Origin of the sequence: Pseudoalteromonas peptidolytica (assembly GCF_012641745.1) — a bacterium.
Classification (GTDB): Bacteria; Pseudomonadota; Gammaproteobacteria; order Enterobacterales; family Alteromonadaceae; genus Pseudoalteromonas; species Pseudoalteromonas peptidolytica.
Genome location: NZ_WEHZ01000043.1, coordinates 1 through 14739, shown reverse-complemented (window position 1 = coordinate 14739; position 14739 = coordinate 1). Strand labels below are relative to the sequence as shown.

The 14739-nt window shown below is 46.1% G+C and carries 7 protein-coding genes and 1 pseudogene; 5 read left to right on the top strand and 3 right to left on the bottom strand.

Annotation, left to right across the window (positions count from 1 at the left end):
* Positions 1-40 precede the first annotated feature (40 nt).
* Complete coding sequence (locus F9Y84_RS19980; RefSeq protein WP_147389760.1) at positions 41-415, bottom strand: hypothetical protein; 375 nt, start codon at positions 413-415, stop codon at positions 41-43.
* A gap of 54 nt (positions 416-469) precedes the next feature.
* On the opposite strand from F9Y84_RS19980, the gene F9Y84_RS19975 reads away from it, so the two are divergent.
* Positions 470-907, top strand: coding sequence for a tellurite resistance TerB family protein (locus F9Y84_RS19975; RefSeq protein ID WP_128729806.1), 438 nt, complete (start codon positions 470-472; stop codon positions 905-907).
* Between the two features lie 21 nt (positions 908-928).
* Here the strand turns inward: F9Y84_RS19975 and F9Y84_RS19970 are convergent, their stop codons facing one another.
* Positions 929-1441, bottom strand: a complete 513-nt coding sequence (locus tag F9Y84_RS19970; RefSeq protein ID WP_147389758.1) for an RNA polymerase sigma factor — start codon at positions 1439-1441, stop codon at positions 929-931.
* Between the two features lie 468 nt (positions 1442-1909).
* Between F9Y84_RS19970 and F9Y84_RS19965 the strand changes: the two genes are divergently transcribed.
* The 4 genes from F9Y84_RS19965 to F9Y84_RS19950 all read left to right on the top strand — a co-directional run bounded on the left by F9Y84_RS19965 (position 1910) and on the right by F9Y84_RS19950 (position 14436).
* Positions 1910-2113, top strand: coding sequence for an MbtH family protein (locus F9Y84_RS19965; protein WP_125251326.1), 204 nt, complete (start codon positions 1910-1912; stop codon positions 2111-2113).
* 152 nt (positions 2114-2265) lie between these two features.
* On the top strand, positions 2266-7491 hold the full coding sequence (locus F9Y84_RS19960; RefSeq protein WP_147389756.1) for a non-ribosomal peptide synthetase: 5226 nt from the start codon (positions 2266-2268) through the stop codon (positions 7489-7491).
* Between the two features lie 3 nt (positions 7492-7494).
* On the top strand, positions 7495-11886 hold the full coding sequence (locus F9Y84_RS19955) for a type I polyketide synthase (RefSeq protein WP_147389754.1): 4392 nt from the start codon (positions 7495-7497) through the stop codon (positions 11884-11886).
* Between the two features lie 126 nt (positions 11887-12012).
* Positions 12013-14436 (top strand): penicillin acylase family protein, encoded by a 2424-nt coding sequence (locus F9Y84_RS19950; protein ID WP_147389752.1) that lies wholly within the window; start codon positions 12013-12015, stop codon positions 14434-14436.
* Here F9Y84_RS19950 and F9Y84_RS19945 read toward each other — a convergent pair.
* Positions 14437-14739: pseudogene (locus tag F9Y84_RS19945) on the bottom strand (hypothetical protein); the annotation flags it as partial. It abuts the gene before it with no gap.

Sequence of the window (14739 nt, the reverse complement as noted above, 5' to 3'; positions counted from 1 at the left end):
GGTTAGCTATGCAATAAAGCGTTGAAAGTAAAGTGTGTGATTACCTTGCCACACACTTTATTTCAACTGCTAAATCATTTTGATAGGGTCTTGGCTCTAATGGGAGCCTGTCAAAATCTTGTACACCACTGAGTAATGTCACTTGTGGATGAGCACCTTGGCATAAGCGCTTTGCGTGACGTAGCAAGAACACACTTTGCTGCCTGAAGTGTGCATAACTATCAGGCTTTATAGCCAGTTTAAAGTAGGTATCACTATAAGTGATTTGCTCATAATGGACTTTATGGTCAAAATCATAGTGTTTCTCAGCCTCACCTTTTGGCACCTGAGTGTATTGACATGCGCTAAGTAATGCTACACCCACTGTTAGAGAACTTAGCTTTAACGCGCTTGGTCTTAATGATAACTTAGGCATAACTATCCTTTTAATCTGCTACATTCATAGTATATCACATAGGAGATGAGCAACTTGCTTAACCAACTAAAAAAGCTGTTCCAAAGCTTGCAAGAAACCGCTTCAAAAGAAGAGCTCGATTTTAATACTGCTTTAGCTGCGTTATTGGTGGAGGTAATGCGAGCGGACGGTAAGTTGCAGCAATCAGAGTTCGATAAAATCGCAGAGCTGCTAAAAACGCGTTGTGAATTACCACAGGCTCAAGTCACAACCCTTATTGATGAGGCGCAGCAGTTGGTCGAGCATGCAGTGGACATGTACTCATTTGCTAAACAGATAAACAACCATACCAATGATGTAGAGCGCATCGAGGTAATAGAGCTGCTGTGGCATGTGGCATATGCAGATGGCGAGCTAGACAGTCATGAAGACCATATTATTCGTAAAATTGCCGGTTTATTTTACGTTGCACATGCCGATTTTATTGCCGCTAAGCTCAGAGCTAAACCTTAGGCTAATTCGCTGCTTTTGCCATTAATGACTGACTAACTCTGTTTGGCAGCTGCTGATTGCCTCTTTGATCATAAAGTTGACTAAAGTTGGAGAGATTTTATAAAGGCTGGCAATCTCTTTTTGCTTTAGCCGACCATTACGATAAAAGGAGAGAATGTTTTGGTGGCGTCTTGAGAGCTTTCCAATCGTTTCATTGATTTTTCCGCTCAGCTGTTCATTCTCATATTTTGCTTCAAGATCGACCTGCTGATCGGTAAGTTGCTCTAGATGACCTGTCTCAATATCCACAATATTTTCACGGTTAAACTTTCTGAGCATATCAATGGCGATATTTCTTGCTACTTGATAACAAAAGCTTGTTGCATTTTTAACTGCTAGGTTTTGACAATTAGACATACCAGCCAATCTAATATAAGTATCCTGCAGGGCATCTTCTGCCAAATATGGACAGCGCAAAATACTGCTTAGGTACACAAGTAATTTTGATTCGTTTTCAGAAATAACACGCGACCATTTTAGCGCAAATTGAGACACAGCGACTTACTCCTTAAGTATTCCAAAAATAACAACAATGCAAATGATAATAATTATCAGTTATTCTATTTTTTATCTGGGAGGGATGTCAAGTGAAAAGTTTACTTTTTGTGTATTGTTTTTTCTTCAAATTAACAAAAGTTTTTGTTTTGGGTATTTGGTTGAAAAGGTGGGTAAAAAACATCTTAACCTATTGTTTTTAAAATAGGTTGTTAAGTTCTCTTCCCTGCTCTGGTTCCTGAACTATGGAGAAAATAGCGGGCCATTCGTGGTGAATACTGTGCGATTAATGTCAAAACTTAATGTTATTAATGTGTTTTTTATTTTGCCTTAAGGTGTTTATCTGATTTTTTGTGTTAACTAAGTTGTGAGGCGGCACAGTATTAACGAATAAATAAAACTAAATAATTTTGTCTGTGAGGCGTCATTGCTAGCAACTTAGTTTATTTACAGTCTGGGTGAAAAGTTATGAGCTTTGATAATGAGAATTGCACATTTAAAGTATTGATAAATCATGAGGAACAGTACTCTTTATGGCCAAGTTATAAGACTATCCCTGGAGGATGGCAAGAAGCTGGCTGCGAAGGAGATAAGCAGACTTGCCTTGATTTTATCAACGAACACTGGGTGGATATGAGACCGCTGAGCTTGCGTCAGGCATCTTCTAGTTAATCATCCGCACTCTTTTTTAATCTATTTAATGTCGATGGGTTTATGGAATTTAGGTTTCATCATTGAGCCCATATTGTCCAATTTTGTTCGTTAGCAAGCGTTTTCAATTAGCCATGTGCTGCTATAAACATCGGAGATCCTCGGAGTAATCTATGTCTGCCATTACCATTACAGACTACCTTGCGCGCCATGCCGAAGCTCAACCTGAGCAACTTGCGTTAGTATGTGTCGAACGCAAAGCAACCACACAGTGGAGTTATCAAGCATTACTAGACAAGGTAATGTCTCTTGCAGGTCACTTTCAACATCATGCAAAGATAGGCGACAGAGCGCTAATCTTGATGGAAACCGGCATTGAATATGTAGCCAGCTTTTTAGCGTGCCAATACTGTGGGATCACCGCAATTCCCAGTTTTCCTCCAGAGTCAACAAAACCACAACACCTAGCGCGAACGATAGGGATTGCTAAAGACGCCAGTGCAACATTGATCCTGACCACATCACGTTTTAGCGAGACGGTTCAAGCGCTGACATCACAAACTCCTGATGCTTCGATGTTGAGTGTTGATACGCTAGCGCCATTTGATGGCAAAGCCGAGCGCGCTGACGTTGCACCAAGTGACATTGCATTTTTACAATATACATCAGGCTCTACTGCTGCTCCGAAAGGCGTTATGGTCAGCCATGAAAACTTGATTGCCAATGAGCGCGTTATCTGTGAGCGAATGGCCACAACTGCTGATGACATCATGATTAGTTGGTTGCCGCTGTTTCACGATATGGGACTAATTGGCGGCCTGCTACAGCCCCTCTTTATTGGTTTCCCGCTGGTATTGACGTCACCTCGTTACTTTATGGAACGACCAGTGAGATGGTTGCAGTTACTGAGTCAGTACAAAGGAACGATTTCTGGCGGGCCTGACTTTTCATTTCGCTTATGCTTAGAGCGCATCAAACCACAGGTAATGGAAACGCTAGATCTTAGTCATTGGCGGGTTGCTTTTTCAGGCGCTGAGCCTATCCGGCATGACACCTTGATTGATTTTGCAGAGCGCTTTGCTGTATGTGGGTTGGACAAGCAAGCCATCTACCCCTGTTACGGTCTTGCCGAAGGCACCCTGATGGTAACAGGTAGTCATGCAGGACAGGGGGCGTATGTTGCTGCATTTGATAGCGAAGCACTGGCAGCAGGAAAGGCAACTCAGGTGCCGAGTCAGGATTGGCGAAATACCGTGCAATACCGCCATCAGGTTGGATGTGGTGTGGTTGCCAGCGAGCATTTTTTGCGTATTAGCGACCCGCATACACAGCAGCGCCTTGATGATGGTGAAATTGGCGAAATATGGACCGCAGGCCCAAGCATTGCTGTAGGGTATTGGCAAAATGAAGCTGCGACACAAGCAACATTTGTAGAATTGGACGGTAAGCGTTGGTTAAGAACCGGTGATGTTGGTTACATCTATGATGGTCAGTTGTTTATTTCTGGACGAGAAAAAGACCTGATCATTATGAATGGCCACAATGTTTACCCTCAAGATATAGAAAGGATCATTGAGGCGGAACTAAACTTTGTACGTAAAGGCCGAGTCTCAGCGTTTCCGGTACCCTGTGCCCAAACGGGTGAAGGGATCGGTCTTGCGATTGAAACTAGTAATAGTTACCGTAACTCAGTTGCGGCTGAACACACCGCAGAAGTTATCAGAAACTTTGTAAGTACCCAATTCGGACATAGTCCCGAGTTAGTGCTGTTACTAGATCAAGGCACGTTACCGAAAACCTCCAGTGGCAAACTACAACGTAGTGCCTGTCTCAAACTGTATCAACGTGAACGGTTGGTACCGTATGGGGCATTTGATAGCGAAGCGCTGCGCAATCTCACTATGGCGGAGTGTAGCACTGAAAAGTGGTCTGATTTTGAATTGACCATTGCCCAACTGTGGCAGCAAGTGCTCAACTATCCAGTCACAAGCGATAAAGCAAATTTTTTCTCGTTGGGCGGGAACTCACTCAAAGCGGTGCGCTTAATTGCTGCGATACAAACCCAGTTTGATTGTCAATTAGACACCACTTGTTTGTTCACCGCACCAGAATTTGGTGCATTTTGCGAGTTCGTAAAACAAAACAAAGCGCAACTCAGCACGCAAATACAATTGCAGCCGTCTCAACAAACAGATTATCCATTGAGTGCTCAGCAGCAGCGGCAACTATTCCTTTGGCAATTACAGCCAGACAGTAATGCCTATCATATTGGTGCAAAAACTACGTTAACCGGCGCCTTGTCCAATGCGCATATTCAGCTGGCATGTAGTACAGTATTTGAACGCCATCCTATCTTGCGACAGCAATTTATTAAAAGTCGTGATGGTATGTGGCGACAGTCAGCGTCTTCTCGTGAAATGGTTTGGTGTGAAGAAGATTTATCACTGTGTACGCAAGATATACAGTCGCAGTGGATAGCAAAGTGGTATCGCACACCTTTCGCACTTGCAGAGGGAGAGTGCTTCAGAGTAGCACTGATAAAAGTTGCGCCACAGCAGCATAGATTACTGATTGCAATGCACCATATCGTTGGTGATGCGTGGTCATTTGAACTGCTACTTAAACAAATCGCTGAGGCTTATCAAGCTTTGGAAGACGGGGTGGAGACAGCGCAAGCACTCCCGTTATTGCAATATGGTGATTTCGCTCAGTGGCAGCAAGATTGGCTTGAAAGCGCAGAAGCTTTGCAGCAAAAAGCATACTGGCTGGCTCAGTTGTCAGGTGATGGGGATGAGGAACTTATTACACCGCAGTATGGCAATAGCTTAGCAGAACCTGCGTCGGCGCTACTTGGCGAACGAGTCGGGTATCGTCAGGTGCAGCAACTTCAGGCTTTCGCTCATCAACAAGGTGCCAGTTTGTATATGCTGTTGTTGGCGTCCTTGCAAGTCACGTTTTATCGCCTATACGCCAAGGCCAAGCCAAGAATTGGCGTCCCGATTGCAAACCGTCGTAGTGCCGCTACTCAAGAAATGTTGGGCTTTTTTGTCAACACCCAAGTGATCAGTGCACATATTCAGCCTGCGATGTCATTCACTGAAGTGCTAGCACAGGTTAAACAGCGTGCCCTTGAGGCGCAGCAACATCAAGACTATCCGTTTGAAAAGTTAGTTGAAGTGCTAAACCCAGAGCGCCAATTGGGGAAAAACCCATTATTCCAGTTCATGCTGAACCATGTGGAATACCAAGCGAACCCATGGGGTGCATGTACATCACTGCGTGCTGAAGGTGTAGAGGCACTCAATCAGCAAGCGCAGTTTGACTTTAGTGTAGACTCAAAATTGTTTGATGACGGTCACCTTGATATCGAGCTGCAATACAACAGTGCGCTATTTTCAGACGCGCAAATGCAGACCTTTATACAAAGTTGGTTGACGGTACTTGAGCATGCTACTCAAGCGCCACAAAAAGCAATCGCGGAGCTGACGACGGTAAAACAGCCCGCTGAGTTATTAGCGTTGGGTCAAGGTAAAGCGAGCAGCGAAGCAACACCTTCGTGGCTGGCACAATTGGCACATCATGCCAACACCAATCCAGACGCTACAGCTATTATTTATCGAGATCAAAATTATAGCTACAGTTGGTTGTGGCAACGGGCACATGCCGTAGCTCGTCAGCTTAATACAGCTGGCCGTGACGAAGAGCTGGTCGTTGGTATTTTGTTACCACGAACACCAGAGATGTTAGCCTGTACCTTAGGATGTCTGCTTGCCGGCGCGGGTTATTTACCATTAGATGTCAACTTCCCAGATGCTAAATTGGCGTTCATGCTGAAGGATGCAAACTGTGGCAAGCTCATCAGTGATGGTAGCAAAGTCAATATAACTTGTGCGGGTGGCGTTTACACTCCTGCTGAGTTATTTGAGACTTTGGATAGCGATAACAGCAATGAAATTAGCGCTACAAATCTGCATACCGTGGCGTATTTGAACTATACCTCGGGCTCTACGGGCACACCAAAAGGTATCGCGATAGCGCATGACGCATTGGCAAAATATATTGAATCGGCCATCGACTTTATTGGCTTAACAGTGAATGACGTGGTGCTGCAATTTGCAACCGCCAATTTCGATGCCTTTGTTGAGCAGGTATTCCCAACTTGGACTGTCGGCGCAACAGTAGTGCTCAGAGAAGACGCACTGTGGGATGCACAAACCTTGTATCATCAAGCAAAGCGTCATCATATTAGCGTGATGGATCTCAGTGCTGCTTATTGGCGTTCAATTGCTGCATCATGGGCACAGCAAGCTAAGCGTGATGGCGCGCTGGTATTGCCTCACCTACGCCAAGTTCACTCTGGTGGTGAAGCCATGTCTGTTAGCGGCATTGCGGATTGGCGTGCCGCTGGATTGGCTGGTGTGAAATTATTAAATACCTATGGGCCAACAGAAATAGTGGTTGAAGCCAGTGTGTTTGATTGTCGCACGCTTGGCTCATCGACGACTGTACCTGTAGGTACGGCAATTCAGGGACGACAGCTTTATGTTTTAGATTCGGGATTACAGTTAGTACCCCATGGTGAAGTTGGTGAGCTTTACATTGGTGGTGACATTCTTGCTCGAGGATACTGGCAGCAAAGTGCACTTACTGCTTGTAAGTTCATTGCTGATCCATTTAGAGACGATGGTGCTCGCATGTATGCCACGGGCGACTTAGTGCGGTGGCAAGGTGATCAGTTAGCATATATTGGTCGTCGCGATCATCAAGTGAAAATCAGAGGTTTTCGCGTCGAGCTCTCAGAAGTCGAATCGCAACTAAGTAAGTTGCCTCAGGTCAATCACGCCGTGGTTCAACTCAGAGAAGGTCAAGGCACTACTAGTCTCGTCGCATTTGTTGAGGCTGAGCAGACTTGTGAGTCTGAGTTAAAACAAGCATTGCAACAGCATTTACCTCATTACATGATCCCTGATGTGATCCAAGTGCTTGATAAGTTGCCGCTTTCTGATAGCGGAAAATTAGAGCGTCATAAGCTTCCCAACATCGAATCGGCAACTGTTGAACCGCTGTTATCACAACAAACAGGAAGTGCACTAGAGCAACAGTTGCTACAAGTATTTGCGCGCCATCTACAGCGCGATGCCATTGCCATGGAGCAAAACTTCTTTGACTTAGGCGGTCACTCATTGATGCTAATGGCTATCTTTGATGAGCTAAAACAAGATCACCCATCATTAGCCTTAACGGATCTATTTCAATACCCCAGTATTGCCAGCTTGGCGGCTCATTTAACCAGTCAGTCAAGCCCCCAAGTTGCGTCGTCAAAAGCGCCAAATAGTAAAAAACAAAAGCAAGCCATGAATGCCTTTGCTGCCAAGAAGCGAAAATCAAGAGAAGCATAAACGATGACAGAGCAAACATTTAACCCTTTAGATATTGCCGTGGTAGGTATGGTAGGCCGCTTTCCTGATGCGGATAATGTTGACGCATTATGGCACAACGTTCGTAGTGGCCACTGCGCGATTAACACCCTCACTGATGACGAGCTTGCAGCTGCGGGGGTAAGCGAAGCACAGCGTGAACATGCGGATTATGTGAAGGCTGCTATCCCATTTGCCAATAAAGATCAGTTTGATGCTGAATTTTTTGGTTACACACCAAAAGAAGCAACCCAGTTAGATCCGCAGCAGCGACTATTTTTGCAAACCTGCTGGCATGCGTTAGAGCAGGCAGGCCTAATGGAAGCAGGCCAGTTTACCGGCGTATTTGCAGGATGTGGTGTGCCTGCATATTTGCTGAAACACCTACTTCCCCAGCAGCAAGATAATGATATTACTAGCTTATTGGCGCTCACCAATGGTAATGAAAAAGACGCACTGGCAACTCGGATCAGTTATGAATTAGATTTAACTGGGCCGGCGGTAACGGTGCAAACTGCTTGCTCAACTTCTTTGGTGGCAGTGCACATGGCCTGCCGCGCGTTGCAAAACTATGAATGTGATAGTGCGCTTGCAGGTGGGGTGTGGCTCAATCTACTAGATGACCAAGGCTACCTAGCCCCAGTAGGTGGAAGTTTATCGACTAGCGGTAAATTAAGCGCGTTTGGTGAGCACGCGGATGGCATTTTAATTGGTAGTGGTAGCGCTGCTGTGGTACTCAAGCGTGTTGAGGAAGCCATAGAGGATGGCGATCATATCTTAGCGGTGATCAAAGGTTCGGCGGTTAATAATGACGGTAGAGACAAAGTAGGCTACACCGCACCGAGTATCACAGGGCAGGCGGGTGCAATACGTGCGGCGCTCGAGTTTGCTGATGTTGATCCCCGTTCAATTGGCTACATAGAAACTCACGGCACCGGCACTAAGCTTGGCGATCCTATCGAAGTCGCCGCCTTATCGCAGGCATATCAACACACTGAAAAACAATACTGCGCGCTTGGCTCAATCAAGGCGAATATTGGTCATTTAGACTCAGCGGCTGGCGTAACCGGTTTAATTAAAGCAATACAAGCTTTACGCCATAAAGAGATCCCACCGAGTATCCACTGCACGCCACTCAATAGTAAAATCGACTTTGAGGCGAGCCCTTTTTATTTACCCCAGCAGGTGCAAACGTGGCACAGTGATGTTCCTCGCAGGGCTGCGGTCAGCTCGCTTGGTATGGGTGGAACAAACGCACATGTGATTGTTGAAGAGTATCAAGCGCCCGAGGGTAAGGGGACAAGTACCTCCGCGCCTTGGCATATCTTGCCTATATCGGCGGCTAACCCAGACAGTATTAAAAAACAGTGCCAGCAGCTGGCTAAAGTTATAGAGCAGCACCCGCAGCAGCTATCTCTGGTTGCGGCGCAGTTACAACACAAGAAGCGTCGCTTGTCAGCCTGCCATGCCATTGCGGTGAAAGATGCGACTCATGCGCTCGAGATATTAAGTCGTGAGCAGATTGATTGTACCACCACGAAAGCAGAACCGGTTGGTTTGTTGTTTTCAGGTCAAGGCTCGCAATATGTCACGATGGCACAGCCTTTATATCAGCATATCACTGCATTTAAAACGCACTTTGATGATGTAATGGCGCGCGTGCCGAGCCAACTCCAGTCAGAGCTACAAGCCGTGTTTTTCCCATCAGATGAGCAGATTTTGGCAGCCAATCAGCTCTTAAATCAAACTCGAGTTACACAACCTGCACTCTTTATTGTGGCGTATGCGATGGCTAAATGTTATCAGACGCATGGTGTGCAAATACATGCAATGTTAGGCCACAGCATTGGCGAATATGTTGCTGCGTGTTTGGCTGGCGTTATGTCGGTAGATGATGCCATTACACTGGTCATCGCACGCGGTGAAGCACTACAGCAAATGTCAGAAGGGGCGATGTTATCGGTGATGGCAAGCGCGGAGCAAGTACAAACTTATCTGCATTCTGAGTTAGATATTGCTGCGCAAAATAGCCCTCAAAATACGGTGGTGGCAGGGACAAAAGCAACTATCAAAGCGCTGCAAAGCACCTTAAAAGAGCAGCAAATAAGCTGTACACGTTTACACGTTTCTCACGCATTTCATAGTCACCTGACAGAACCCGTGTTGGCAACGTTTGCAGAGGCACTAGCAAAGGTTGAGCTACATACCCCAACACTGCCATTTGTCTCTAATGTTACCGGAGAGTGGATCACGGCGACTCAGGCAACGTCAACACAGTATTGGCTGGATCATATCCGCAAGCCAGTTAAGTTTGCCCAAGGTGTACAAACGCTAGCGCAATCATGCCCAGTGCTAATAGAAGCAGGCCCTGGCGATACATTGCAAAAACTCAGCATGCAGAATCTTGGTGAGCAAGCACTCGCGCTACACTCGATTGCACATGTAAGAGATCTGAAAGCGGCCATACCTCCTTTTATCAACACGCTTGCGGCACTTTGGCAGCGCGGTCATGAGATTAGCTGGCAGCAAGTCACTGACTATCCACGTGGTCAAATGATGATCACACCAGAGTATGTATTTGCAGATACGCGTTTTTGGCAAGAGGCACAGCAGTTACAAGCACAGGTTGTTGGATCGCAAGACACTCCCCCTGAGTTACTTACGCCAATCTGGCAACAAACGCCACCGCTACCAAGCGCAAGCCAAGTGCCGAGCGCAGAGCAATGGCTGGTGATTTGTGATGATAGCCCACTTTGCGGTGTGTTGGTGAATGCACTTCAAGCTCAGCAAGTTGCAGTACTCCAACTGTGGCATAGTCGTGATTTTGAGCTGCAGCAGGCGCAAGTATACCGTGGCGATACGCAACAAGCTGAAACCCTAGAAGCGATTGCGGCACAATCTGGCAGTATCGACAGAGTCCTTGATTTAAGATTACTCGGTGATGATGTATTGGCATTTTCGAGCCACTTAGCACTGTTTCAATGGGCGGTGGCTAACAAAACCGCGGTAAGCCTTGTGACCACTGGACTATTTTCGGTGTTGGGAAATGAAGCCATATCACCGCAAAAAGCGACACTTTTAGGTGCAACGCGGGCATTACGCCACGAAGCATCACAGTTAGCAATACAAGTACTTGATGTTGATGAAGCGATTGCCAACGCCGCGAACAATAGGCTCAATTCGACGTTACTTCAGCATTTACTTTACGATCAGAGCGTGGAAGTGGCGATCCGTGGTAAAAACGCCTTTAGCTTGTCACAACAGACACTGGCGGAGGTGACAACAGTGCCAGCTTGCACTGAGCAAGCCGTTAGCTTTATTACTGGCGGCCTAGGTGGTGTAACCCTTGTTCTTGCCGAGCAACTTGCACAGCAAGGACATAAACTTGCTCTACTCAGTCGCAGAGCAATACCAGATCCAACACAATGGCAGCGTTTGGCAGCGAACGCTGACACAGAAGATGAAAGGGCGTTGTTTACGCAGTTGTGTGCATTACAAACCACAGCACCTGATTTAATGGTATTACAAGGTGATGTTACTGATTTAACCGAGTTGAGCGATGCGGTCTATAAAGCTGAGACCAACTTAGGCAGTATTACGCATGTTGTGCATGCCGCTGGGGTTGCTGGAGGTGGCGTTCTGCCACAGCTAACCGCTGAACAAGTGACGATGACATTGGCAGCAAAAGTCTCAGGTGCGGACAATTTACTGACCGTATTTGCACAGCACTCGTTAACAAAAATGATACTGTGCTCTTCGCTCGCTTCCGTACTCGGGGCGTTTGCGCAAAGTGACTATTGTGCTGCGAATGCCTATCTTGATGTCGTCACTTATCGCGCGTTACCATTTCCCGTTTGCACTATTAACTGGGATGGATGGGACAACATAGGCATGGCCGCAGGGCAGCAAGTGGCAAGTGGGCTTGGTTTAAGTCGTGAACAAGGCGCAGCATTATTCAAGCAGGCGCTTACAAGTGATGTTCCACATATTTATGCCGCAGCCATGAGTTGGGCGCAGCGTGAAATCAAACTTCAAGCATTACTTGAGACCCTGGGTAGCGTTGACTCTGCGCAGCCGCTGACGTCACAAGGTAAAGCGCGACCACCTTTGGATGTTGAGTTTGAAGCGCCCGAAAGCGAGCTGGAGCAGCGCCTAGCTAACTTGTGGTGTGAGTCTCTGGGTTATACAGAAGTTGGTATCTTCGATAACTTTTTTGCGTTAGGTGGAGACTCTCTGATAGCGATACAGATGATAGCAAAAGCAAAGCAAATCTTTGCTGTTGAAATCACACCAGCTGCCTTTTTTGAAGATCCCACGATTGATAACTTGGCATTTCTAGTTGAGGAAGCGTTGGTCGCAGAGCTAGAAAATCAATAACTGAAACGGGTGATAATCACCCGTTTTTTATATCTCACCTTAAGTAAGTGATTTATTTCACCCTCGAAATTAATTGAAGCGCTACTTCAATTGCTTCTACTACTCAGTAACAAGAAAAGGATAGGTATGAACTCTAATTTACTGCTCGTTCCATTATTATTATTTGGCTCTGTAGCATGTCAGGCGGACTACTCGTCAATTCAAAGTAATAACACACAAGATGACAGCAAGCTTAAAGCGAAGATCACGCGTACTGAGTTTGGTATCGCACATGTTACGGCGCATGATCTGCGCTCTTTGGCTTTTGGCTCTGGTTATGCACAGGCACAAGATCATGCTTGTGTTTTAGCGGATAGTTACTTGCGAGTACGTGGTGAGCGCGCTAAATATTTGGGTGCTGACTTGCATCGTACAGGGGACAACCGTCATGTTATGTCTGATTACCTCTTTAAGATAGCCGATATTCATCAACAAGCTAAGTTAGCCTTTCCTCACCTTTCTGAAAATACACAAGCTGCAGCTGAGGGGTTTGCAGCGGGCTTTAATTTGTATCTCGCAGAGGTAGAGCAGGGTAAAGCGAGTCTTGAGCCAACCTGCCAAGGGCAAAACTGGGTGCAACCAATCACCGCAATTGACGTACTTGCCAATATCGCCGCAGCAGGAAGTGGAGTCAGTCTTGGACAATTCGCAACAGCTATCTTACAAGCACATCCTGGACAGGCTAATGAATGGCTGCCAAGTGCAGCAAAGCCAGTTTCGCTGACCGCTCCCCTTGCTGCTGTCCCAAGTGCAGATACGCTTGTTACTCAAGGCTCTAATGCTTGGGCAATTGGTGGTGCATTGAGTGATGATGGCAAAGGGTTATTGATGGCAAACCCGCACTTTCCTATGACCGGGCAAATGCGCTTTTGGGCGTATCATGCCAACATCCCAGGTCAGCTAGATGTAATGGGGGCATCGTTACTTGGCTTCCCCGCAGCGGTAAATATTGGTTTTAACCACAATATCGCGTGGAGCCATACCTACTCAGCCTCAACACAGAGTGTAATTTATCGTTTAACGCTCGATGCAACTGATCCATTAAAATATGTTGTTGACGGCGAAACGAAGCAGATAACTGTTAAGGATGTCGCAATTGAAGTGCTTAGTGACTCAGGTGAAATATACAGACTACACAAGCCTGTGTATAAAGCAGAAGGTGGCATGATGGTCGAAATCCCCAAAGTGTTAGGTTGGAGTGATCAACATGCCTATATGTTAAAAAATACCAATATAAATAGCTTTGCGGCAATCGATCATTGGTTGGCACTGAATAAAGCGCAAACACTCGCTGAGTTCCAACAAACTTTTAAAGATCACAATGGCTTGATGTTTAATAATGTGATTTATACCGATAAAGACGGACAAGCATTTTATATCGATGCTGCCAATGTGCCAGACCTTCCCCCAATTGCATTAGAATATCTCAATGATAACGCGCAGGCGAAGCAGTACTTTGCAAAGTTCAGAGTCCCGGTACTGCCAGGTGACTCGGCGGTGTATTATTATCAGCAAAGTGTACCGTATGAAGCAAAACCAAAGCTAACACGTGCAGATTACGTGCAAAATGCAAATGACTCATATTGGCTCGCCAATGCGAGTGCACCGATAGCTAAAGTTTCTCCACTTTATGGTCAGCACAGTGTATTACAAAGTCGCAGAACACGACATTCCCTAGCCAAAGTGAGTCACCCAGTCGGGGCTGATAATAAATTTAGTGTTGATGAAGTGGCGACCATTTTGCTATCGAATACTGCGCTCATAACTCCAATAATTGACGATGTCATTACCGCTTGTAAACAAGGTTGGCAAAGCAAAACCATCACGATTGATGAGCAATCAATTGCGCTCGCGCCAAGCTGTGCAGCCTTGCAAAAATGGGATGGGCACTTCAATCAAACATCGATTGCGGCGCATTTAGTGCGGGAGTTCGTTGCAAGGGTCAACGACAGGGAAGACTTTGAAGTCAGTTTTGATGCGCAAGATCCTGTGAATACGCCGCGTAATATTCGGGTTGATGAAGCGTTATTTAAAGAGCTGGCTATCGCTGGTGAAATTATTCGCCATGCGGGCTTTGCACTGGAGGCATCGCTTGGAGAGTTGCAATTTTTTGAGCAGTATGGGCAGCGTTTTGCGTGGCAGGGTAATATGAACGTTGAGGGCGGGCTAAATGTATTTGCAACGCAAAATCGCCTTGACCAAACCATATTTGCACCTGTGCCAACGCCACCTGTAACAACGCCATACAATAGCAGGCCGCTGTGGAGTGGATTGTCACAACGTGGATACGAGCTCCACTTTGGTTCTAGTTGGATGATGGTTGTAGACTTTGAGCAAACGGGCGTGAAGGCACAAGGCCTGTTGACCTATTCTCAATCACAACATCCAGATGCAGAGAATAGTAACGATCAAACCCGCCATTATAGTGAGCAAAATGAGTTGGTGACGTTACCTTTTGAAGCTGCTGACATTGCCACGACGCAAATATCGACAACCGTTATTAAGCAATAACTATTTCGTAAAGACATTAAAAAAGGGGCTGTTAGCCCAATGCCAGTCAGTTAAGCTGACTGGCATTTCTTTTTTATATGGGTACTTTGATGGCTTAGGCTTTATCGCTCTTGGATACTGCCTATCTTCTCTTCTAGGTGGCAGTTTAAATAGTCTTAGCGTACCTAGCAGATGCTCCCAGTGAATTGGAATGTTACCGGGACTCATTATTGATATTGATGAGAAGTATTGAATCACCGCCATCGAGCAGCTTGAGAAACTGAGTTGATTAGGCCATATTCCTTCGGCTTTCGCTGCTAGGGT